The following is a 21,480-nucleotide window of genomic DNA, read 5'->3' as shown; positions in this document are numbered from 1 at the left end:
CGGCGGAAGCCGTCAGGCTCAAGCGACGTCGCGGAGGGTCGCCAGCAGCTCGACCTGGGAGTGCACGCCGAGCTTGCGGTAGATCTGCTTGATGTGGTTGCGGACGGTGCCGGGCGAGACGGCGAGACTTCGCGAGATGGTCTTGGCGTTGCCACCATCGACCAGGTGCCGCGCAATTTCGGCCTCGCGCCTGCTCAGCCGCGAGCGAGCGTCACCGATTGCGGCGCCCTTGTGCCGGAAGCGGCACAGATGAAGCAATCTTTCCAAAATGAGCCTTGTCGCGCTGCTTGCCGCGCAAGCCGTTGCCAGATCCTGCTCGCCAAACGGTTCTGCCCCGTTTCGCCTGAGAAAAGTGACATAGCCAGCGGTCAGCCCGTCGAGATTGAACACGCCGGTGATCTCGTCGAAACTGTCAGAAGGGCCGAAGAATTCGCGATAGTAGGGAGTACGCTGGAAGTCGCCATTGCGGAGTGCCGATAGCGGCAACAGGAAATCCTGCCTTGTGCTGGCGAACCTCTGGAAGAAGGGATCCTGGCGATACAGTCGTGCATCGTAGTCGCGGTTCCAGCGATCGGGGCCGGCATCGTCGATGGTCAGGGATGTTATGTCGCGACGGTAAAAGCCGACATAGGCGCGGTCGGAGCCAAGCAGCCCGCTCGCCGCCGCTGTGAAGCGAGCGGACAGTTCTTCAGGCGTCGCGGCCAGGGCCGCAGCCGCCACACCGCCGCTCCAGTGTCCAAACTGATCGAGGGAAACGTTCGACTGCATTCGGGCCACAGTAGCGCAAGCCGTTGCAAGTTCAAAACAGCCATTTCCTTTGACTTCGATCCTCTCGGCCATACCTATGCGGGAGTCGTTGTCGCGGAGCCATCATGCCGGTCAAGCTGAAACTGATCTGTCTTATCCTGCCGATGCTCGCCGTCCTGGCGCAGCCCGTCCTGGCTGAAACAGCGGAGCGGCCGGCGCCCTCGGGCGGCGTTCTGTCCCTGCTGCCGCCGCCGCAGACAACCAACCATTCGATCACGCTGGCCGGAAGAAAGCTGGATTACCAGGCAAAAGCCGCCACCCTGTCGCTGCTTTCCGGCAAGGGCGACGTCACGGCGGAGATCTTCTATGTCGCCTACACGCTGGAGCCGCCGGCAAGCGGGGCCAAAGACCCGCAGCGGCCGATCACCTTCGTGTTCAACGGCGGCCCTGGAGCAGCGTCCGCCTATCTGCATATCGGCGCTCTCGGTCCACGGATAATCGCGACGGGAGCCGACGGCGAATTCCTGCCGTCACCGCAAAGACTGATCGACAATCCGGACAGCTGGCTCGACATGACCGATCTCGTCTTCGTCGATCCGGTCGGAACCGGCTATAGCCGCGAGGCACCGGGGCAGGACACGCGCGATTTCTGGGGTGTCAACCAGGATGCCAGCTCGATTGGCGCCTTCATCCGGCTCTATCTCTCGCAGAACGGCCGCACCGGCTCGCCGCTGTTCCTTGCCGGTGAAAGCTATGGCGGGTTCCGCGCGGCGCTGCTCGCCAGGACATTGCAGGAAGATATCGGCATCAGTCCGAACGGCATCGTGCTGATCTCCCCGGCGCTGGAGTTCACGCTGGTGCAGCCCGACGAATTCGAGCCGCTGCATTGGGCGCTCGAACTGCCTTCACTGGCGGCGGTGCGCCTGCGCGCCGAAGGCGTCAGCGGCGATGCATTGCGGGAGAAGCTGGCAGACGTCGAACATTATGCGATGGGCGATTACCTTACGGCGCTCACCAGCGGACTGGAGCAAGGCAGGCGGCTGGCCAGTCAACGCGTGGCTGACATCACCGGCCTGCCGCTCGACCTGGTGCAGCGGAACTCCGCCCGCATTCCCACCGGCCTGTTCGCAAGGGAGTTCGCCCGCGCCAGCGGCAAGGTGCTCAGCCCCTATGACGCCACGATCGGCACGGCCGACATCGCGCCCGAGAGCGCTCGCATCGCCGGCCCGGATCCGGTGCTCGACCGCAGCGTGCCGGCGCTGACGTCGGCGTTCGTCGGCTATATCAGCGACGAACTGCATTTCCGCACCGATGTCAGCTATCGGCTGCTCAATGGCGAAATCAGCCATAATTGGGACTACGGGACCAGCGCGTCACGGCAAGGCTATGCCGGGGTAATGGACGATCTGCAGCGAGCACGCTCGCTGAACCCCTCGCTCGGCGTCGTGATCGTCAACGGCTACACCGACCTGGTCACGCCTTACCTCGCCTCGCGCTACCTGGTGAACCAGATCCCGTCGCTCGCCAATGCCAAGCCTATCCGTCTCGATGTCGTCGAGGGCGGGCACATGATGTATTTCCGATCCGATGGTCGGCGCGCCCTGAAAGAGGCCGCTTCGGAGCTTTACCAGGCGACGCAATAGGCTTGGCGACAGTGCAACTCGCCATGGACCCCTGCCCCAACATAAGCACCGGGCTGGCGTAGCGCCGCAGCGGTTTTCGCCCGTATAGCTTGGTGCCAAGGGAGCTGAATTCACAGTTCCCTTGTGTCGCTCCTCACAGCATTTCTGCCGCTCCGGCAATTTTGGTCCCACGCGCCTTATGGCCGATATCGCCATTCTCGAAACACGCGAGCGGGTTCTTGCAGGCATCCTGCTGACCGGTGCGGCCTATCTGCTGTTTTCGACACAGGATGCTTCGATCAAGCTGTTGGTCGTCGGCATGAGCGTCTGGCAGATCATGTTCTTCCGCAGCATCACCATTCTGGGTGCGTGCGCGGCGATCGGCGGACGACAGTTGTTTGCTGACACGATGCGCTCGCCGATCGTGCGGCCGATGCTGGTGCGCAGTGCCTTCACGCTTGCTGCGTGGCTCTGCTACTACAACGCGGCGCGCAGCCTGCAGCTCGCCGAACTGACCACCGTCTATTACGCGGCCCCAATCATTGTCACCGTGCTTTCGGTGTTCCTGCTCGGCGAAAAAGTGCCGATGCTGCGCTGGCTGGCGGTGCTGATCGGCTTTGCCGGCGTGTTCATCGCTTGCGATCCGACTCATCTCGGCCTGTCCGTGCCGGTGCTGCTGGTGCTGGCGGCCGCCTTCTTGTGGGGCATCGCCATCGTACTCTTGCGCAAAACCGCCCTTGCCGAGCGCTCGATGATCCAACTCCTGCTCAACAATTTCTATTTCCTGCTGTTTTCGGCGGTACCGGCGTTGTTGTGGTGGCGGACACCGGACGGGGCTCAGTTGCTGCTCCTTGCCAGCGTCGGCGCACTCGGCGGCCTGGCGCAGTATCTTCTCTTCGAGGGCATGAAGCGCACACCGGCCTCGGTGCTGGCACCGCTGGAATACACCTCGCTGTTGTGGGCGTTCGCGCTCGGCTTTGCGATCTGGGGCGACGTGCCGCGCCGCGAAGTCTTCCTGGGTGCCGCCCTGATCGTCGCCGCCGGCCTGCTGATCGTCGGCACCGAGCATTTTCGCAAACGCCTATGATGTGGATCACCATCATTGCTGACATTACGATGTCAGGACCAAGCGGCGTAGGCTGGCCGCATGACTGAGATTGCAGCTACCATCGACACCGCCGCGGAGCGTACGCTCGGCATCATCCTGGTGTCGTCCTCGGCGGCTGTGTTTGGCCTGACCGGCGTTCTGACCAAGTCGATCCATGCCGACCCGCTGACCATCATCTGCTGGCGCGGCTTCGTCGGCTCGATCCTGGTCAGCCTCTATGTGCTGTGGCGGCGCCACCGCTCCGGCGGGCGTGATAGCCTGCGGCTTGGCTGGCGCGGCTGGCTGCTGGCGGTGGAAGGGGCTCTCGCCAGCATCGCTTTCATATCGGCATTCAAGTTCACCTTCGTTGCCAATGTCGCCGTCATCTATGCCACAGCACCTTTCGTCACCGCGCTGCTGGCCTGGGTTCTGACGCGCGAACCCTTCCGGTTGCAGACGATGGTCGCCGCCGCCGTGTCACTGTGCGGCGTGGCGATCATGGTCTGGTCCGGCTTCGGCACCGGCAATCTGTTCGGCGACGGACTGGCACTGCTGATGACCATCGGCAGCGGCCTCTACATGATCATGGTGCGCGCCTTCCGCGACACGCCCGTGGTGTGGGCCGGTGCGGTTTCGGCTTTCCTGTTGTTCGTGCTCGGCTGGTTCGTCGCCGATCCGCTGGCGGTTTCGCCAAGGGACGCCGTTCTGCTCGCCACTTTCGGCGCGTCCTTCGCACTCTCCTCGATCCTGTGGACGGAGGGCGCGCGGCTCATCCCGCCGGCCGAATCCGGGCTGCTCGGCTCGGCCGAAGTGCCGTTCGCGATCCTGTTTGCCTTCCTGTTCCTGGGCGAGATTGCCCCAGCCGCCAGCATGATCGGCGGCGTCATCGTGTTGTGTGCGGTGTTTGCCCATGCGGGGCGGGATTGGCTGATGGCCCGCTCGCAACGCTTAGCATCAAATATTTCTTAAAAAAGTGACGCGGTCACGGAACCATCATCCGGGTCAGGCATTATTGCTGCGACGGGCCATCCCCAAGTCCCCCCAAACCCCTCGGCCCGTCCTACTCCAAGCCGACCGTAAGGTCGGCTTTTTCTTTGCCCCCAAGCCGACCGTAAGGTCGGCTTTTTCTTCATTCAACCGCCCGACAGGGCAAGGTTACCGCCGAGCAGGGCCGCCAGATCGCCCGCCGGACCGTCGGCGCCAGCGCGCAGCCGGATGGCGAACTCAGCCATTGGAACCTGTGGCAGGCCAAGCTCGCGCGGTGCCTCGACAATGCCGGAATGGGCAAAGCGGGCCGTTCGCAGCGTCAGCGCGACACCGGCGTTCACCGCCGTGCGCAGGCCGGCCAGGCTGGCGCTGCCGGCAGCAATATGATAGCGGCGGCCGGCAGCATCGAGTGCGGCAAGTGCTGCTTCGCGAAAACCGCAATATGGGTCGAGCAGCGCCAGCGGCAGTTCCTCCTGCCGCGTGGCCAGCCCCTTTTGTGAGCATAGCCATATCATCGGCTCGCGCAGCACACCGACTTCGTCCGGCGCTGCTGCCTGGCGCATGACGATCGCCAGATCGAGGCCGCCAGACTGCAGCGCCTGCGCCAGTTCGGCGGAACGGCCGACCCGCAGTTCGATCCTGACGCGCGGATGGCTGCCGGCGAAGGCACGCAGCAGATCCGGCAGGCCGCTGTCGGCGAAATCCTGTGTCGTGCCGATGGCGACGCGTCCGGCAGCGCGCGCGCCCTTAAGCGCCAGCCAAGCCTCGCGATGGGCGGCAAGGATCCGCCTGGCATGGCCGACGAGGTCCTCACCCGCCGGCGTCAGGCCGCGCCCCCGGCCTTGCGGCGCCAGCAGCGGCTCGCCGACGATTTCCTGCAAGCGCTGCATTTGAGCGGTCACCGCCGAGGGTGAGCGGCCGACGTGTGACGCCGCTTGTGCCAGTGATCCACTGTCGACGAAAGCGAGGAAGGTCCTGAGCAGATCGGGATCGAGTGTTTCCACAATTTGATAATATCAAATCATCTCTTAAAAACAATTCGATTTTTTTGTTTCAATGATAATGACATGGTCCTCCAACGGCGATCAGAGGCCGCTCGCACCAAGGAGAAGAAAAATGCCCATCATCAACATCAGCGTCACCGGCAAACCTGACGCGGCTCTTTCCGCTCGCATCGCAAAGGAGGCCACCGAAATCACCGCGACGCAGCTGCGCAAGGACCCGACGATCACGGCAGTTGCCGTGTCCTACGTCGATCCGCAGCACTGGTTCGCCGGCGGCAAGTCGCTGGCCGAGCACGGCACCAACACGTTCTGGCTTGATATCAAGGTGGTCGACGGCACCAATACCAAGCTTGAACTGGAGGCCTATCTGAAGGCGATCTTCGCAGCCTTCGGCCGTCTGCTGGGCGGCGTGCATGAGGAGAGCTACGCCTTCGTGCATGAAGTGCCGGCAGCCGCTTATGGCTATGGCGGCAAGACGCAGGAATTTCGTTTCATCAGTGGACGGCTGCAGGCGGCGTGAGAAGCAGCTTCCCGCACCAAGGGAAGCAAAAGCTCCGCATTGACCTTGCTCCCACATCGTCTAGGTTCTGGCCGACACGGCCGCAAAGAGCCGAGATGCTAAAAAACGTTGGGAGAGACGCGGCATGATCCTGACACTGGCGCTGCTTGCGGGTCTTGTTCTGGCCTGGCTGCTGATCGGCGTGGCGGAAAAATTCCGCCTCGGCCTGCGCTTCACCCAGGCGCTGCTCTATGTGCCGTTCAAGCTCGCCTACCGGATCGGAGACAGCCGCATCCGGGTCGCCCGCAAGGCGCAGGCTCCAGTCATCTACGTCATCTCGCATCAATCGCGCTTCGAGCCGGCGCTGATGCTGTCGCTGCTGCCGGAAGACACGCTGCATATTCTCGATGAGGTCTCGGCGCGCTCGCCGTGGCTCGAACCTTGGCGCGAGCTTGGCCGTACCATCGCCTTCAACGCCGAACATGTCTTCGTCAGCCGCCGGCTGGTGCGCGTGCTCAAAGGCAAGGGCCGGCTCGCCGTCTATCTGCCGGATGCGGTCGAGCCCGACGTCAAGACGTTTCGGTTGTTTCGTGCCGTCACCCGCATCGCCATGCAGGCCGATGCCAAAATCGTGCCGATCTTCGTCGGCGGCGCGCGCAGCCTGCCGGTGTCGCTGACGCCCGCGGACAAGGCGCCACGACACTGGTTTCCGCAGCTGTCGATCAGCGTGCTGGAGCCGATGACCATCGCCGAACTGGTGGCGCGCAACCCCGAGCAGGCCTCGAACACCAACGCGCTGTTCGACCGTGTCGCCGAGGCGCGGCTCTTCGGCACCAACCTCGATCGTGGCCTTTTCCTGGCCATGCGCGATGCCGCCGACCGCGTCGGCGCTTCGCACACGATCATAGAAGACGTCATCTCGGGTGCGTTGAGCTACCGCAAGATGTTCATCGGCGCCCGCGTCCTGGGCAGGCGCTTCGAGGCCGTCACGGCGCCGGGCGAAGCGGTCGGTGTGATGCTGCCCAACGCCAATGGCGTCGTGCTGTCGCTCACCGGCCTTCTGTCGGCCGGCCGGGTGGCGGCGATGATCAACTATACGGCCGGGCCGGCGAGCGTCACCGCGGCCGTGCGCACGGCGGTGATAAGGACCGTGATTTCGTCCCGCGCGTTCGTCGAGAAGGCCGACCTTGCCGATATCGTCGCGGCGGTCGAAAAGGGCGGCGCCAGGCTGCTTTGGCTGGAGGATGTGCGGGAAAGCGTAACCACATTGGACAACCTTGCCGCCGCCTTGCTGTGGCGCTGGCCGCTGCAGCGGCAGGATGCGGCCAAGCCGGCGGTGATCCTGTTCACCTCCGGTTCGGAAGGCACGCCGAAAGCGGTCGTGCTGTCGCACAAGAACCTTTACGCCAACGCCATGCAGGCCGAGGCGCGGATCACCATCTCGCCCGCCGACATCCTGCTCAACGTGCTGCCGGTGTTCCATTCGTTCGGCCTGACGGGCGGCACCATCCTGCCGCTGGTCACCGGGGTAAAGCTGTTCCTCTACCCCTCGCCGCTGCACTACAAGATCATTCCCGAGGTTGCGCGCAAGGTAAAACCGACCATCATGTTCGGCACCGACACATTCCTCGCCAACTATGCGCGCACCGCCAAGGACGGTGATTTTTCCAGCCTGCGCTTCGTCGTCGCCGGCGCCGAGGCGGTGAAGCCGGGAACCCGCCGCGTCTACCGCGAACGCTTCCAAGCCGAAATCATCGAAGGGTTCGGGCTGACGGAGGCGGCACCCGTGGTTGCCGTCAACACCGCAATCCATGGCCGCGACGGCACGGTGGGTCGGCTGCTGCCGGCCATGCGCATGAAGCTCGAGCCGGTCGACGGCATCTCCGACGCCGGCCAATTGTGGCTCGACGGACCGAACCTGATGATGGGCTACATGACCGCGGACCGCCCCGGTGAATTGCAGCCGCTGACCGGCTGGCACGACACCGGCGACATCGTTGCCGTCGACCGCGAAGGCTTCATCACCATTCGCGGACGCGCCAAGCGCTTCGCCAAGATCGCCGGCGAGATGGTGTCGCTGGGTGCGGTGGAGATGCTGGTGCAGTCGCTGTGGCCGGAAGAGCACCACGCGGCTGTGGCCGTGCCCGACAAGAGGCGCGGCGAGCGCATCGTGCTGGTCACCACCGCCGACGACGCCAATCCCGACGAATTGCGCAAATTCGGCAAACAGGCGGGTGCTGCCGAACTGATGGTGCCGAACGACATCGTCAAGGTCGAGGAAATCCCGGTGCTGGGATCCGGCAAGACCGACTATGTGTCGACGAGAAAGCTGGCGATCGACAGGCTGGGGCTCGGCGTCGCGGCGTAAATACCTCGCGGTCGTCATCCTAGGGCGAAGCAAGGAGCGAAGCGACGCGGCGCAGACCCTAGGATCCATTCCGTGACATTCACGTCACGCGCGGCCATTCAGAAGGCGACCGGCGCCAAGCGATTGCCAGTTCTCGTCCGTTGCGCTTTTTGGCTGAGGTCACGGCATGGATCCCAGGGTCTTCGCAACGTCGCTTCGCTCCTGCTTCGCCCTAGGATGACGAAAGCGTAGGTTCTAACCTATATCCGAAGGCGGCACCTTCTCGCCCTCCAGCTTGGCGCGCTTCGAATAGGCGCGCACGCTGAACGGTAGGAAGATCAGGTAGCCGGCAACCGAAGCGGTCAGCGTGTACCAGGGGTAGGTCATCAGCAGGAGTACGTAGAGCACGACACCCAGGATGATCGGCAACACCCTGTCGCCCGGGATTTTCAGGCTCTTGCCGGAATAGACAGGCAGCCGGCTGACCAGCAGGAAAGCGACCAGGATGGTGAAGCCGGTGGCGACGAAGGCTGCTGGACGACTGGGCTCCAGACCTGTGCGCAGGAAATAGAGATAAAGCGGCAGCATCACCAGCACGGCGCCAGCCGGCGCCGGCACGCCGACGAAATATTCGGACTGCCATATGGGGCGATCCGCCTTCTCGTCATCGAGCACGTTGAAACGGGCGAGGCGTAGCCCGCAGGCGATGGCGAACAGCAGTGCCGCGATCCAGCCCGGCGAACCGGCGCGGTCGAGCAGGAAGGCATAGAGCACCAGAGCCGGCGCCACGCCGAAATTGACGATGTCGGCCAGCGAATCCATCTGCGCGCCGAATTTGGAGGTCGCCTTCAACATCCGCGCCAAGCGGCCGTCGATGCCGTCGAGGAAGGCTGCAAGCAGCACCATCACCACCGCCGGCTCGAAGCGGCCTTCGAAGCCGAAGCGGATGCCGGACAGGCCGGCGCAAATGGCGAGCACGGTGACCAGATTGGGCAGCACCATGCGCATCGGGATTTCGCGGATGCGCGGACCGCCGCTGGCATGAGCCTCGAACTTTTTGTATTGCGTGCCCACCGGTCAGGAAACCCGAACAAGAGGCGTGCCGGCAACACCGCCGAATTCGGCCAGCACGGTTTCGCCGCCAACCGCCGTCTGGCCGACGGCAACGCGCGGCGTCGCGGTCAGGGGCAGGAACACATCGACACGCGAGCCGAAGCGGATCAGGCCGAAACGCTCGCCAGTGCCGATCGAGCCGCCGGCCTGGGCCCAGCAGACGATGCGGCGCGCCACCAGGCCGGCGATCTGGACGGCCGCGACCGTGCCATTGGGGCTCTCGATGACCAGGCCGTTGCGCTCGTTCTCGGTGCTGGCCTTGTCGAGTTCGGCATTGAGGAATTTGCCCGGCCGGTGCTCGATTTTCGCAATACGGCCGCGCACCGGGGCGCGATTCACATGGCAGGAAAAGACGTTCATGAACACCGAGATGCGGGTCATCTCGGCATTGCCGAGGCCGAGTTCGCGCGGTGGCACGGCGGGTCCGACCGCCGAGATGATGCCGTCGGCCGGGCTGACCACCAGGCGGTCGTCGACCGGCGTGACGCGCTCGGGATCGCGAAAGAAATAGACGCACCAGGCCGTCAGTATCAGACCGATCCAGAACAGGATCGAGGAGAAATAACCGAGGAAAAGCGTCGCCGCGCCAAAGGCTGCGATGAAGGGATAGCCCTCGCGATGGATCGGTACGAACGCGTTCTTGACCGTATCGACAAGGCTCATCGGTAATAAACAGGCTCCGTTTCAAGTCCGGCCTCAATAGCCGAAAGCCCCCCTCGCCGCAACGCAACAATAGGGAAGGCCGTATTGGGTGCGCCGGCAGGGGTCGCGATCCGCTTGCTAGGTCGGTGTCGTTGTCGGCAGAATTCGGGACACCGACGGTTCAAGGCGCCGGAAAAGGTTGCCCGTCCATGATCCCAAATCCGAAGGCTTCTGAAGCCCGCACCGGCCAGGTGCTCAGCGTCGAAGCGCCGGCACCTGGCATCGGCTGGCGGTAGCAGCCTTGCTACAGCCCGGGAACCCTCTGATAGTTGGCGATGTCGGCGCGAACGCCGAGCCGGGCGATCGTCTCCTGCGGGTTGAAGGCGATGCGCTCGTGCGCGGCCTTAACGATCGGCACGACGTTGTCGACGGCCGCCTGGCTCTCCCATTCGACGATGGTGACGAGGTTGAATTCGCCTGGGCCCGAGAATTGCTCGAGCAGGAAATCCTGCACAAAGCCTTGTTGCAGGCGCAGCAATTCATGCGTCGTCCGGACCTTGGCGAGTATCTCCTTGCGAGCGGCGGCCGGGACGACGAATTTGTCCACCCTGAACACGCTGCCCCCGTCAACAGTCTGATTTGTCTCGCTCATTCGATTGCTCCGTTTTTTAAACACGCTAGTTGGCGGGCTCCAAGAACGGCCTACGATCTCAACTTAAGTTGAGGTCAAGCGGAAATTTTCTCTTTTCCCCTCGTTGGAGAAGGAACGGTGTCAATTCACCTCCGACGTTCGTCGACGAACGACAACGCCAAGCTCGTCGCCCTCGCGGGCGATGCGTAGGCGCTCCTCGGCCTCGGTCGCCTCGCGCTGGCGGTCCCACATCGAGGCGTAGAGGCCATGCTTGCGCATCAGCTCGGCATGGGTGCCGCGCTCGGCGATCTGGCCGTCCTGCAGCACGATGATCTCATCAGCGGTAATCACCGTCGACAGGCGGTGGGCGATGACGATGGTGGTGCGGCCACGGCTGACCAGATCGAGCGCGGCCTGGATTTCCTGTTCGGTGTGGCTGTCGAGCGCCGAGGTCGCTTCGTCGAGCATCAGGATCGGCGGCGCCTTCAGGATGGTGCGGGCGATCGCCACGCGCTGCTTCTCGCCGCCCGAAAGTTTTAGCCCGCGTTCGCCGACCATCGACTTGTAACCGTCAGGCAATCGCTCGATGAACGGGCCGATCTGGGCGAGTTCGGCGGCCTTCTGCATATCCTCCTCGCTGGCGCCGATGCGGCCATAGCGGATGTTGTAGGCGATGGTGTCGTTGAACAGTACGGTGTCCTGCGGCACCATGCCGATCGCTCCGCGCAGGCTCTCCTGCGTCACGTCCCTGATATCCTGGCCGTCGATCAGCACCTGGCCGGACTGGACGTCGTAGAAGCGGAACAGAAGCCGCGAGATGGTCGACTTGCCGGCGCCCGAGGGCCCGACAATGGCCACGGTCTTGCCGGCCGGCACCTCGAAGCTGATGCCCTTCAGGATCTTGCGGTTGGGGTCATAGGAAAAATGCACGTCGCGGAACTCGACCTTGCCGGCGCTGACAGTAAGTGGCTTCGCGTCCGGCTTGTCGACGATCTCCTGCGGCACATCCAGAAGGTCGAACATCTGCTCGATGTCGGTCAGCCCCTGGCGGATTTCGCGGTAGATGAAGCCGATGAAATTGAGCGGCACCGACAGCTGCATCAGCATGGCATTGATGAAGACGAAGTCGCCGACCGTCTGCGTGCCGGCCTGCACTTCCAGCGCCGACATGCACATGACGATGACGGTGCCGAGGCCAAAGATGATGCCTTGGCCGAAGTTCAGCCAGCCGAGCGAGGTCCAGATCCGGGTCGCTGCGACCTCGTAGCGTGCCATCGAGCGGTCGAAGCGCTCGGCTTCCATGCCCTCATTGTTGAAATATTTCACCGTCTCGTAATTGAGCAACGAGTCGATTGCCTTGGTGTTGGCATCGGTGTCGCTGTCGTTCATGTCGCGGCGGATCGAGATGCGCCAGTCGCTGGCGCGGACCGTGAACCAGACATAGACCCAGACGGTGACCGCGACGACGACTACGTATTTCCAGCCATAGGTGTAGGCGAAGATGCCGGTGGTCAGCGCGAATTCGAGGATGGTCGGCGCCGTGTTGAGCATGATGAAGCGCACGATCGTCTCGATACCCTTGGTGCCGCGCTCGATGATGCGCGACAGGCCGCCGGTGCGGCGCTCGAGATGGAAGCGCAGCGACAGTTGGTGCATGTGGACGAAGGTGCGGAAGGCGAGCTGGCGCACCGCGTATTGGCCGACACGGGCAAACAAGGCGTCGCGCAATTGATTGAAGCCAAGTTGCACCAGGCGCACGACATTGTAGGCAACGACCAGCATGACCGGCGCCAGCAGAAAACTCGGCAGCGGCGGCACCGATTTGGCGTCGCCGGCCAGCGCGTCGGTCGCCCATTTGAAAAAATAGGGACCGGCGACCAGCGTCAGCTTGGCGACGACCAACAGAAGCGTCGCCCATGTGACCCGGGCTCTCAGATCGGCGCGATCCGCCGGCCACATATAGGGCCACAAATTGAGCAGCGTCTTGAAGGTCGAGGAGTCGGAGACGGTTTTTTCGGCCATTTCTTGTGCCTTCTTCTTATGTCTTTTTGACCATGATCTCGTCCGAGAACCGGGCTCCACTTTTCGGGATCATGGTCTAGCGGCCGGAGCAGCAGGAATTGACGAGCGCGGCCACCGACGCGGAAACATCGGCAAGTGCGGCACGATCGACCTCGTAGCGCGAGCGCTGACGGTCGGGTTCGAACCGGACCAGCCCGGCTTCGACCAGTATCTTCAAATGTTGTGACACAGTGGACTGCGCCAGATCGAAACGGTCGACAACCTCGCGGCAGCAGCAGGAGTTGCTTGCGGACAGGTATTTCAGGATTTCGATCCGAGCCGGGTGCGAAAGTGCTGCCAGCCGGGTGGCAACGGCTCGGCTGTCCGGGGCGCAGCCAGGCATACCTATTTCAGCTAGGGATTCGCTCATCGTCCATCGGCGATAAACGATGGTCGACGCTGCTGCAAGCTACTCTTCTGGGCAGAGCAGATAGCGGCTAACGCTTTGGACTGGACTTCTCGATCCCCGGGATGCCGGCAATCCGCTCAGCCAGGAAGTCGACCATCAGGCGGACCCTTGCAACGCCCGCGCGCTCCGGGACGATCAGCATGTTCAAAGGGGCGGACGGCAGTGAATAATCATCCAGTATCGTCTCGAGCAGGCCCGCCGCCAAAAGATCGTCGACAAGCCATCGGTGAGCCGGTGCGACCCCTCGACCCGCGAGCAAAGCCTCGCGCGCGGCAAGCCCATGGTCGACACGCAGGCGCCCCGCGAAAGGCACCATATGGCGCTCGCCTCCGGCGCCCTGCAAGGCAAGAGTTTCACTCCCCGCCACGTTCGACATCCGGATACCCTCATGTCCAGACAGATCCGACGGGATAGCCGGTCTGCCTCGCTGCGCCAGATAATCCGGCGATGCCACGAGCAGGCGCCGTGACAGGCCGAGGGCCCGCAGCCTCAATGAGCTGTCGGTGAGCGGCCCCAACCGAAGCGCGATGTCGACACCTTCCCTGACGAGGTCGACACGCTCATCGCTGAGGCTGAGGTCAACGCCGATGTCGGGATATCGGTCCTGAAAGTCGAAGATGAGTCGGCTGGTGTGCAAGACCCCGAAAGCGGCAGTACAGGATATCCGGACGGTGCCGGCCGGCGCGCCACGTGCGCCCCGCGCTTCGTCGCCGGCCTGCTCGACAAGGCGCAGGATCTGGACGCTGTTGGCATAGTAGCGGCTGCCCTCGTCGGTCAGCGTGACCCGCCGGGTGGTCCTGCTGAGCAAAGGCGCACCCACTGCCTCTTCGAGTTCCTGCAGATGCCGCGTGACCGTCGATTGTCCGATACCCAGTTCACCGGCAACCAAGGACAGATTGCCCCGTTCCGCGACGCGAACGAAGGTGCGCATGCGTTCGAGGGTGATGTCCGATTTATCCACTATTCGGCACAATCTTATGCATTACGAATATATAGCGGATTGCGTCGATATTGCCTAGCTAAGGGACCAGTTTTTCAATCCCCGGAGTCCCCCGCATGAAAATCCTACTTGTCTTCGCACATCCCGAATCCCGCTCGCTCAACGGCGCGCTCCGCGACGTCGCCATCAGAGAACTCGAGGCACAAGGCCACGAAGTGCGGGTGACGGACCTCTACGCCCAGGGTTGGAAATCAGCGGTTGATCGGGCCGACTTTCCGGTTTTGGCGCCGGGCGCGCGGCTGATGCCTGCCGCAGCGTCAAAAAAGTCTTTCGAGGCCGACGCGCTGACAGAGGACGTCAAGGCCGAGATCGCAAAGCTGCTATGGGCGGATGCCCTGATTCTCCAATTTCCGCTCTGGTGGTTTGCCATGCCGGCGATCCTCAAGGGCTGGGTCGACAGGGTCTTTGCCTACGGCTTCGCTTACGGCGTGGGCGAACATAGCGACAAACGATGGGGCGACCGCTACGGCGAGGGAACCTTGATGGGCAAGCGCGCAATGTTGATCGTGACCGCCGGCGGCTGGGAGGAGCACTATGCCCCTCGCGGCGTCAACGGACCAATTGATGATCTGCTGTTCCCGATCAACCACGGGATCCTCTACTACCCGGGCTACGACGTCCTTCCGCCATTCGTCGTCTACAGCGTCGACCGCTTCGGTGAAGCCGACTTCGAACCCACCGCCGAGCGCCTGCGCGAGAGGATGAGAACGCTCGCGACCACGCAACCCATCCCCTATCGCCGGCAGAATGGCGGCGACTATTTGATTCCGAGCATGAAACTACGCCCCGACCTGGGGGATCCGAACATGATCGGATTCAAACTGCACCTGAGCGGCTCAGCACACCAGTAGATTTCGACCTGGACGGCCTTGGATCTAGTTGGTCTTGGCCGGCGCTGTCGTTGCCTGCTCGCCCATCGTCTTGAGGTCGGCTGCCTCGCCTTCCTTCGACTTTTCCGGGACCTTGAACACCTGCCCCGGCCAGATGCGGTCGGGATCACTGATCTGGTCCTGGTTGGCGAGGTAGATGGTCGAGAAGCGTACGCCATGGCCGTAGACGCGCCGCGAGATCCGCCACAGCGTATCGTTGCGGCGGATGATGACGGCGCCGTCGGCATGTTCGAGCTTGGGCGCCACGGTCTCGGGCACATCGCTTGGCGGCGTCGCCTCCGCCACAACGGCCGGAGCCTCGGTGGCGGGAGCAGGCGTCGTGGCCGGGGCCGTCCCGGCCGCGGCCGGCGCCTCGGCGGCGGCAGGTGCGGCCGGCTTGGGCTGAACGGGCTTCGGCGCCGAGGGTGCCACGGCGGCGACCGCTTCGCCGGGCTCGCGCTCGAACGGCACGGCTGCGCGGGCCACAACTGTCACACCGTCGGTATCGAGGCCGTCGACACGAATTGTGTAGCTGCCGACCGGAATGTCGCGCGTCGCCTCGACCAGGAAATGACCGTCCGTCGAAGTTTGCGCATCACCGAGCAGGATATCGTTGGCATAGGCGCGCACCTTGCGGCCGGCATCGGCGAGACCGGCGACAAAGATCTTGCTGCCGTCGATCTCGACCGCCTCGACGACGATCTTGGGCTCGGTCACGCCTGCAGCGGGCGGCGTCGCCGGCGCTGCAGGAGCCGGTGCTGCTTCTACCACGGCAGGAGCCGGTGCTGCTTCTACGACGGCTGGTGCCGGGGCGGCTGGTGCCGGAGCAGTTGCGGGCGCTTCGGCTGCGGGAGCAGCCGGCGCGGCGGCCGGAGCAGCCGGCTTTGTTTCGGGCGCCGGAACGGTGAGCAGTTCGGCCGGTTTGCCCGGCTCCTCGACCATTGCCAGCACCTGGCCGGCGGCATCCTTGGGAACCGAAACGACAGCGGTCTGCACCGAAGGGGTGACGACATCGCCCGTGGTCGCGCGCAGTGCGATTGTATAGTCGCCGGGCTTCAGCGGATCGTCCAGCACGATGACAAATGCGCCATCGGGACCGGCAACCGTCGAGCCAAGCACGGTCGTGCCGTTGAGGATCTCGACCTTTGCGTTGGGCGCTGCATTGCCGGCAACGACGATCGAGCCATTGCCCTCGACGCGCACGACGTCAAAGGACGGTGCGACGGGACCGGCCGCAGCCGGCGCCGCCGCGGCCGGTGCCGTTGCCTGGGGCACCGCGGCGGGAGCCGCGGGGACCTCCGCGGCGGGCAGCCGCGCTTCGGTGCCGGGATCGGCCGATTTTGGCGCTGCGGGCGACGTCTGCGCCGCCACTTGCGCCGGCGGCGTGGGATTGAGATACGGGTCGAGTGCGCCCGATACATAGGCGGTTCCCGCGGCAGCAACGGTCCCACCCGCCGCGAACAGGAACGCCTTCAGTGGATTAATTGCCATATTTCCCTACCCCTTAGCCACCTAACGCCGGTCTAGCTTGTTTTGCCAATGCCGACAAGAAAAACGGGCCGACAAGAAAAAGCCCGGGCTTGTTGACCCTTGGGGCTTGACCACGCTTTCAGACCCAATCACCAATCATCGGCATGAACACGATTCGATCCGTCTGCGTCTATTGCGGCTCGTCTCCGGGCCGTGATGAAATCTATATCAAGGCCGGAAACCTGCTCGGACGCTCGATTGCCAAAGCAGGAATGCGGCTGGTCTATGGCGGCGGCACCAAAGGCATCATGGGCGCTGTCGCCGAAGGCGCTTTGCGCGCCGGCGGCAAGGTGACGGGCATCATTCCGCGCTTCCTGATCAACAGGGAGGCAACCGAAACCGCGCTTGACCGGCTCGACGAGTTGCTGATCACCGACAACATGCACGAGCGCAAACACAAGATGTTCGAGAAATCCGACGCCTTTGTGGCGCTGCCGGGGGGCATCGGCACGGTCGAGGAGATCGTCGAGGTGATGACCTGGGCGCAGCTTGGCCATCATCGCAAACCGATCGTCTTCGGCAATGTCGGAGGATTCTGGGATCCGATGCTGACGCTGCTCGATCACATGGCCGCTGAGGGCTTCATCCACACCGCGCAACGGGTCAAGCCGCTGGTTGTCGACGACCCCGAAGCGATCGTCGCCGCCATCATGGTGGCTGGATCCTCCGTAGACGCCCCGACCGAGGGCGTGCAGTCGGTGATAGACAAGATGTAGGGGAATACGGGAGTAAGGCAGTAGGGGAATATGTGAAGTGCCTGGGAACGGCGCCCCCTATTCCCCTATTCCCCTATTCCCCTATTCCCCTATTCCCCTATTCCTCAGCTGCCTGCCGCAAATCGGCAATCACCGCCCGTCGGTCATGACGCCGCCAGGCGAGATAGATGGAGACCGTGCGGTCGAACCACGGCAGGTCGCGAAATACGATCCGCGGCGGCGCAGCGACACGCAGGCTGGCTTGCACCGTCGCAAGGCCGAGACCGGCGCTGACAAGGCCGAGCGAGGTCAGCGGGTCCGCCGTCTCATAGGCGATGTCGGGCAGAAAGCCGGCCTTGGCGCAGGCGGCAAGGAACTGGCCGCGATTGGTGTCGTCCGGCTGGCGCACGACGGTGATCCAGGTGCGACCGTCAAGGTGGTCGGGCCCAATCTCTGGCACTTCAGCAAGCGGATCATCTTCGGGGATCGCCAGCACCAGCGGCTCATGCCGCAGCGCTATCGCGGCGACATCCGGGTCATCATCGGCTGGCGGCGAGTAGACAAAGCCCAGATCCAGCGACCGCTGCCGTAGCCCTTCCAACTGCGCCGCCGAACGCAGGCTTCTCAGCTGCAGGTGGAAATCCGGCCGGTCGCGACGGAACTGGCGCAGCATCCCAGCGACAAGCCCGGCATGAACGGCGCCTTCGACATAGCCGATGGCGAGCCGGCCGACGGCGCCGCTGGCCAGGTTGCGGCCGAACTGCTCCAAACGTCGCGCATTGGACAGCAGCGCGCGGGCTTCGACGAGGAAGGCGCGGCCCTCGGCGTTGAGGTGGACCCGCTGCTTTGCCCGTTCGAACAAAGCGACGCCGAGTTGCTCCTCGAGCTGGATGATCTGCCGGCTGAGTGGCGACTGAGAAATATGCAGCATTTCGGCGGCGCGCCCGACATTGCCGGTTTCGGCGACGGTGACGAAATAGCGGAGCTGACGCAGATCGAACATTTTTCTCCGGGCTCCAGTCCCCCCAGGTCTCAACTTTAGCCTAACCAGTCTTGGACAGTCTGACCGGCGGGAGCGATAATTCGGCCATTCCAACCAAAGGAGACCGCCATGCAGTTCTTTGCCCTTCTCACCCGCAACACCGAAAAATTTGCCGATGCCGATTTCGCTCCGCTTCTACCCGGCGAAGCCGAACAGCGGCGCACGCTCTATGCCGAAGGCGCGGTACGCCAGATGTGGAACCGAGGCGACATCCCGGGCAGCGGCATGATGTTCGAGGCAGCCGATGATGCAGAGGTTCGCGCCCACCTCGCCACCTTGCCGTTGGTCAAGGCCGGCATGATGGACATTGCCGCAATCGTATCCCTAAAGCCCTACCCCGGCTTCGGCCCGAAGCACTGACAGGGACACAATCCGGGGGTGGCGAAGGCCGTCACCACCGGATTGACGTAGGTGATCGACAGACCGTGATCGGCTGTCAAGAAACCGTCACACGGAACCGGGTTCGCTCGTGCTAGAAATCAAGGCCAGGCAGCCGCCGTGCGGTGCCATCTTCGGAACATGCATCTGGCACCGCCCCCATGGATATCACTGTCGCCCCGGAAGGCACCGACCTGTCGCCCTACCTGCCCGACGAGCACGGATTGTTCTTCATCTATCACTTCACCGCTGAGGGCGTGCGAACCAGGGACGCCGCCGCCGCGCACTGGACATGGCGCAGCTACCAGCTTTCCGACATGCGCGCTCGCCATGAGATCGGCACCGATCAGGCTTTGCCGGCACCGGTGCGTGAAGCTTTCCTGTCCGCCAGCCATGGCTGCCACATCGACCTCGAGGACGACTGGCTCTATGGCGACCTGCCGGATCTGCGCCATGACTATTCGGCGGAAACGGGCGGACTTGGCCATTTCCGCTTCGCCCTCAACGACACCATGCTGGTCGGCGCCCGCAAGCAGCCGCTGCAGTCTGTCGATAACATCCGCAAGGCGATCGAGAACGGATCGCGCAAATTCCGCTCGCCGGCCGCGCTGATCGAGGCGGTCGTCGGCCAGTCGTTCGACGGCATGGTGGCCGAACTTGCGGCACTTGGCGACAGTCTCGACGGCATCGAGGATCGCATCGCCTGCGACGCATGGCACAATGAGCGGCAGGCGCTGGTCGACGCGCGCCGGCACCTGGTGGTGATCCACCGGCAGATGGCGACGCTGACCAATCTGTTTCGCCATCTCGACCATTCGCACCGCAACGACCTGCCGGATTCCATCAACGACATGGCGGCGCGGCTGTCGCATCGTGCGCAGACGCTGCACTATGACGGCGAGCAGTTGCAGGCCCGCGCCCGGCTTTTGCAAGACGAGCTGATGGCCAAGCTGACAACGCAGTCGAACCGGCTGCTGTACGTACTGTCGGTGATGACGGCGGTGCTGTTGCCGATGACCATCATCTCCGGCCTGTTCGGCATGAATGTCGGCGGCCTGCCGCTGGTCGACACGCCAATGGGCTTCTGGGTGGTGACGGCGGTAGCGATGGTAATCGCGGGAGCGACCTATCTCTTTGTCAGGCGGCTCGGACAGATGTAGCACCCGCCGGCGGCTATCACGCCGTGGCGCGAAGATCCTCGATGACTGTGCCGGCGGCGGCCACTTCCGCTTCGTGATCGGACTCGCGCCAGATTTCGGCAAGGCCAGCCGCATACCATTCGCGCATCGCCGGTAGAGCAAGCAATTGCGCCGGATAAGCCGCAGCCGCACCCTCGAAGGGGAGCCCATAGGACTGGGCGCGGAACGCCACCGGAGCAAAGAAAGCGTCGACGGCGGTGAAATGAGCGCCGGCCAGAAACGGCCCGCCGAAACGGGCAAGACCATCATTCCAGAGGTCACCGAGGCGGAAAAGGTCCTGCTTCAGCCCATCGGACATCGGGAACGGCTTTACCCGCACGCCGCAACTCATCGGGCATGCCCCGCGCAATGCGGTGAAGCTCGAATGCATCTCGGCGGCGGCCGAGCGTGCCCAGGCGCGCGCCTTGGCTTCGACGGGCCACACGCCATGGTGGCGTTCGGCCAGATATTCGACGATGGCCAGCGAATCCCAGACCGCCCAGCCGTCCTCGATCAGGCACGGCACCCGGCCGCTGGGCGAAAACGACCGGTAGAGTTCCCAGCTCGATGCGGTCGGGAATGGCGTCAGCCGCTCCTCGAATGGGATATCCAGCGCGCGCATCAACACCCAGGGCCGCAGCGACCATGAGGAATAGTTCTTGTTGGCGATATGCAGCAGGTACATCGAAACTCCTTACCGTGCGGGCTGCGGCGCGGCGCGGCGCGCTGTCGTCAACATCGACCAGGAATAGACCGCCAAGGCCGCCCAGATCAGCGCGAACGCAATCGCCTGGGTGGTGCCGAAAGGCTCGTCGAAGATCAGAACGGCGATCAGGAACACCATGGTCGGCGCGATATATTGCATGATGCCGATGGTTGACAGGCGCAGCAGCTTGGCGCCGAAGGCGAACAGCAGCAGCGGTATCGACGTGACTGGACCGCAGCCGATCAGCAGCGCCCTATCGGCACCGCTGCTGGATACGATGTGGTCCTGCCCGGTCGCGATGAGATAAACGATGTAGCCAAGTGCCGGCACCGACAGCAGAAGCACTTCGAGCAAAAATCCCTGGCTCGGTCCGATCGGCAGCGTCTTGCGGAAGAAGCCGTAGGCGGCGAAGGAAAAAGCCAACGCCAGCGACACCCAGGGCAGCTTGCCGCCCTCGATGGTCAGCACCGCGACCGCGACGGCCGCCAGCACCACCGCCGCGATCTGCAGCCGGTCGAGGCGCTCGGCAAGCAGCAGCGCGCCGACAACGACGCTGACCAGTGGATTGATGTAGTAGCCGAGCGCGGTCTCGACAGTGCGGTCGACGGCAATCGCCCAGACATAGATGCCCCAGTTGACCGAAATCAGCGCAGCCGTCAGCGCGGCCATGGCGATGGTGCGCGGCGAACGCAGTGCCGCCTTGAAATCCGCCGTGCGGCCGGCCCAGATCAGGACGGCGGCGGCGATCGGCACCGACCAGACGATGCGATGGGCAATGACTTCGGCGAGCGGCAGATGAGCGACCGCCTTCATGTAAAAAGGCAGCAGCCCCCATAGCAGATAGGCCCCCAGTGCCAGCAGGAAGCCGCGACGGGCCTTGGAATCCGCATCCAGGGTGATTGTTTCAGTGGCCATGGGCCAACGCTATGGCCC

21 protein-coding genes are annotated in these 21,480 nt (G+C 63.7%); 9 read left to right on the top strand and 12 right to left on the bottom strand.

Going from position 1 to position 21,480, the window contains the following annotated elements:
* Positions 1-18: 18 nt before the first annotated feature.
* A complete protein-coding gene (locus EOA19_RS06535; RefSeq protein ID WP_245486080.1) occupies positions 19-720 on the bottom strand; it encodes a LuxR family transcriptional regulator in 702 nt (233 codons plus the stop codon).
* Between the two features lie 152 nt (positions 721-872).
* Here EOA19_RS06535 and EOA19_RS06530 point away from each other — a divergent pair, with 152 nt between their 5' ends.
* From EOA19_RS06530 to EOA19_RS06520, 3 genes are all read left to right on the top strand, one after another.
* Complete coding sequence (locus tag EOA19_RS06530; RefSeq protein WP_128303059.1) at positions 873-2,390, top strand: alpha/beta hydrolase; 1,518 nt, start codon at positions 873-875, stop codon at positions 2,388-2,390.
* A 178-nt stretch (positions 2,391-2,568) separates the two neighbouring features.
* Complete coding sequence (locus EOA19_RS06525) at positions 2,569-3,456, top strand: DMT family transporter (RefSeq protein ID WP_128303058.1); 888 nt, start codon at positions 2,569-2,571, stop codon at positions 3,454-3,456.
* 60 nt (positions 3,457-3,516) lie between these two features.
* The gene (locus EOA19_RS06520) at positions 3,517-4,425 is read left to right on the top strand and encodes a DMT family transporter (protein WP_128303057.1); all 909 of its coding nucleotides are present in this window, start codon (positions 3,517-3,519) and stop codon (positions 4,423-4,425) included.
* A 164-nt stretch (positions 4,426-4,589) separates the two neighbouring features.
* Here EOA19_RS06520 and EOA19_RS06515 read toward each other — a convergent pair whose 3' ends face one another.
* Entirely contained in the window at positions 4,590-5,447 is an 858-nt protein-coding gene (locus EOA19_RS06515) for a LysR substrate-binding domain-containing protein (protein WP_128303056.1), read from the bottom strand.
* 112 nt (positions 5,448-5,559) lie between these two features.
* On the opposite strand from EOA19_RS06515, the gene EOA19_RS06510 reads away from it, so the two are divergent.
* Together EOA19_RS06510 and EOA19_RS06505 are read left to right on the top strand one after the other, a co-directional pair.
* Positions 5,560-5,967 (top strand): 4-oxalocrotonate tautomerase family protein, encoded by a 408-nt coding sequence (locus tag EOA19_RS06510; RefSeq protein ID WP_013532540.1) that lies wholly within the window; start codon positions 5,560-5,562, stop codon positions 5,965-5,967.
* 124 nt (positions 5,968-6,091) lie between these two features.
* A complete protein-coding gene (locus EOA19_RS06505) occupies positions 6,092-8,314 on the top strand; it encodes an AMP-binding protein (RefSeq protein ID WP_128303055.1) in 2,223 nt (740 codons plus the stop codon).
* A gap of 234 nt (positions 8,315-8,548) precedes the next feature.
* On the opposite strand, the gene EOA19_RS06500 is transcribed toward EOA19_RS06505, so the two are convergent.
* The 6 genes from EOA19_RS06500 to EOA19_RS06475 all read right to left on the bottom strand — a co-directional run bounded on the left by EOA19_RS06500 (position 8,549) and on the right by EOA19_RS06475 (position 14,110).
* A complete protein-coding gene (locus EOA19_RS06500; protein ID WP_224621703.1) occupies positions 8,549-9,295 on the bottom strand; it encodes a phosphatidylcholine/phosphatidylserine synthase in 747 nt (248 codons plus the stop codon).
* Between the two features lie 75 nt (positions 9,296-9,370).
* The gene (locus EOA19_RS06495) at positions 9,371-10,069 is read right to left on the bottom strand and encodes a phosphatidylserine decarboxylase (RefSeq protein ID WP_023813734.1); all 699 of its coding nucleotides are present in this window, start codon (positions 10,067-10,069) and stop codon (positions 9,371-9,373) included.
* A gap of 283 nt (positions 10,070-10,352) precedes the next feature.
* On the bottom strand, positions 10,353-10,700 hold the full coding sequence (locus EOA19_RS06490) for a hypothetical protein (RefSeq protein WP_023813733.1): 348 nt from the start codon (positions 10,698-10,700) through the stop codon (positions 10,353-10,355).
* Between the two features lie 120 nt (positions 10,701-10,820).
* Positions 10,821-12,701: an ABC transporter ATP-binding protein/permease gene (locus tag EOA19_RS06485; RefSeq protein ID WP_023813732.1), complete on the bottom strand. Its 1,881-nt coding sequence runs from the start codon at positions 12,699-12,701 to the stop codon at positions 10,821-10,823.
* Positions 12,702-12,777: 76 nt separating this feature from the next.
* Positions 12,778-13,083 carry a metalloregulator ArsR/SmtB family transcription factor gene (locus EOA19_RS06480; RefSeq protein WP_023813731.1) on the bottom strand — a complete coding sequence of 102 codons (306 nt, stop codon included), beginning with the start codon at positions 13,081-13,083 and terminating at the stop codon, positions 12,778-12,780.
* A 94-nt stretch (positions 13,084-13,177) separates the two neighbouring features.
* The gene (locus tag EOA19_RS06475; protein ID WP_031213735.1) at positions 13,178-14,110 is read right to left on the bottom strand and encodes a LysR family transcriptional regulator; all 933 of its coding nucleotides are present in this window, start codon (positions 14,108-14,110) and stop codon (positions 13,178-13,180) included.
* A 95-nt stretch (positions 14,111-14,205) separates the two neighbouring features.
* Here EOA19_RS06475 and EOA19_RS06470 point away from each other — a divergent pair, with 95 nt between their 5' ends.
* A complete protein-coding gene (locus EOA19_RS06470) occupies positions 14,206-15,000 on the top strand; it encodes an NAD(P)H-dependent oxidoreductase (protein WP_023813729.1) in 795 nt (264 codons plus the stop codon).
* A gap of 24 nt (positions 15,001-15,024) precedes the next feature.
* Here EOA19_RS06470 and EOA19_RS06465 read toward each other — a convergent pair whose 3' ends face one another.
* Positions 15,025-16,509, bottom strand: a complete 1,485-nt coding sequence (locus EOA19_RS06465; protein ID WP_128303054.1) for a LysM peptidoglycan-binding domain-containing protein — start codon at positions 16,507-16,509, stop codon at positions 15,025-15,027.
* 143 nt (positions 16,510-16,652) lie between these two features.
* Between EOA19_RS06465 and EOA19_RS06460 the strand changes: the two genes are divergently transcribed.
* Positions 16,653-17,264 (top strand): TIGR00730 family Rossman fold protein, encoded by a 612-nt coding sequence (locus EOA19_RS06460; protein ID WP_023812907.1) that lies wholly within the window; start codon positions 16,653-16,655, stop codon positions 17,262-17,264.
* Positions 17,265-17,361: 97 nt separating this feature from the next.
* On the opposite strand, the gene EOA19_RS06455 is transcribed toward EOA19_RS06460, so the two are convergent.
* Positions 17,362-18,246, bottom strand: coding sequence for a LysR substrate-binding domain-containing protein (locus tag EOA19_RS06455; protein WP_023812906.1), 885 nt, complete (start codon positions 18,244-18,246; stop codon positions 17,362-17,364).
* Between the two features lie 108 nt (positions 18,247-18,354).
* Here EOA19_RS06455 and EOA19_RS06450 point away from each other — a divergent pair, with 108 nt between their 5' ends.
* Both EOA19_RS06450 and EOA19_RS06445 read left to right on the top strand, forming a co-directional pair.
* Positions 18,355-18,645: a muconolactone Delta-isomerase family protein gene (locus EOA19_RS06450; protein WP_128303053.1), complete on the top strand. Its 291-nt coding sequence runs from the start codon at positions 18,355-18,357 to the stop codon at positions 18,643-18,645.
* Between the two features lie 179 nt (positions 18,646-18,824).
* Entirely contained in the window at positions 18,825-19,823 is a 999-nt protein-coding gene (locus EOA19_RS06445) for a transporter (protein ID WP_128303052.1), read from the top strand.
* A gap of 16 nt (positions 19,824-19,839) precedes the next feature.
* Here EOA19_RS06445 and EOA19_RS06440 read toward each other — a convergent pair whose 3' ends face one another.
* Both EOA19_RS06440 and rarD read right to left on the bottom strand, forming a co-directional pair.
* Positions 19,840-20,526 (bottom strand): glutathione S-transferase family protein, encoded by a 687-nt coding sequence (locus tag EOA19_RS06440; protein WP_023812903.1) that lies wholly within the window; start codon positions 20,524-20,526, stop codon positions 19,840-19,842.
* Between the two features lie 9 nt (positions 20,527-20,535).
* Positions 20,536-21,462 (bottom strand): EamA family transporter RarD, encoded by a 927-nt coding sequence (gene rarD, locus EOA19_RS06435; RefSeq protein ID WP_023812902.1) that lies wholly within the window; start codon positions 21,460-21,462, stop codon positions 20,536-20,538.
* Positions 21,463-21,480 lie beyond the last annotated feature (18 nt).

Source organism: Mesorhizobium sp. M7A.F.Ca.US.010.02.1.1 (genome assembly GCF_004023085.1).
Taxonomy (GTDB): domain Bacteria; phylum Pseudomonadota; class Alphaproteobacteria; order Rhizobiales; family Rhizobiaceae; genus Mesorhizobium.
The sequence above is the reverse complement of the archived record's forward strand: the minus strand, read 5'-3'. Positions and strand labels throughout refer to the sequence as shown.

Coding starts and splice junctions, on each gene's coding strand:
- EOA19_RS06530 (WP_128303059.1), top strand. CDS start 873: ATGCCGGTCAAGCTGAAACTGATCTGTCTTATCCTGCCGATGCTCGCC.
- EOA19_RS06525 (WP_128303058.1), top strand. CDS start 2,569: ATGGCCGATATCGCCATTCTCGAAACACGCGAGCGGGTTCTTGCAGGC.
- EOA19_RS06520 (WP_128303057.1), top strand. CDS start 3,517: ATGACTGAGATTGCAGCTACCATCGACACCGCCGCGGAGCGTACGCTC.
- EOA19_RS06510 (WP_013532540.1), top strand. CDS start 5,560: ATGCCCATCATCAACATCAGCGTCACCGGCAAACCTGACGCGGCTCTT.
- EOA19_RS06505 (WP_128303055.1), top strand. CDS start 6,092: ATGATCCTGACACTGGCGCTGCTTGCGGGTCTTGTTCTGGCCTGGCTG.
- EOA19_RS06500 (WP_224621703.1), bottom strand. CDS start 9,295: ATGGTGCTGCCCAATCTGGTCACCGTGCTCGCCATTTGCGCCGGCCTG.
- EOA19_RS06495 (WP_023813734.1), bottom strand. CDS start 10,069: ATGAGCCTTGTCGATACGGTCAAGAACGCGTTCGTACCGATCCATCGC.
- EOA19_RS06490 (WP_023813733.1), bottom strand. CDS start 10,700: ATGAGCGAGACAAATCAGACTGTTGACGGGGGCAGCGTGTTCAGGGTG.
- EOA19_RS06485 (WP_023813732.1), bottom strand. CDS start 12,701: ATGGCCGAAAAAACCGTCTCCGACTCCTCGACCTTCAAGACGCTGCTC.
- EOA19_RS06480 (WP_023813731.1), bottom strand. CDS start 13,083: ATGCCTGGCTGCGCCCCGGACAGCCGAGCCGTTGCCACCCGGCTGGCA.
- EOA19_RS06470 (WP_023813729.1), top strand. CDS start 14,206: ATGAAAATCCTACTTGTCTTCGCACATCCCGAATCCCGCTCGCTCAAC.
- EOA19_RS06465 (WP_128303054.1), bottom strand. CDS start 16,509: ATGGCAATTAATCCACTGAAGGCGTTCCTGTTCGCGGCGGGTGGGACC.
- EOA19_RS06460 (WP_023812907.1), top strand. CDS start 16,653: ATGAACACGATTCGATCCGTCTGCGTCTATTGCGGCTCGTCTCCGGGC.
- EOA19_RS06455 (WP_023812906.1), bottom strand. CDS start 18,246: ATGTTCGATCTGCGTCAGCTCCGCTATTTCGTCACCGTCGCCGAAACC.
- EOA19_RS06450 (WP_128303053.1), top strand. CDS start 18,355: ATGCAGTTCTTTGCCCTTCTCACCCGCAACACCGAAAAATTTGCCGAT.
- EOA19_RS06445 (WP_128303052.1), top strand. CDS start 18,825: ATGGATATCACTGTCGCCCCGGAAGGCACCGACCTGTCGCCCTACCTG.
- EOA19_RS06440 (WP_023812903.1), bottom strand. CDS start 20,526: ATGTACCTGCTGCATATCGCCAACAAGAACTATTCCTCATGGTCGCTG.
- rarD (WP_023812902.1), bottom strand. CDS start 21,462: ATGGCCACTGAAACAATCACCCTGGATGCGGATTCCAAGGCCCGTCGC.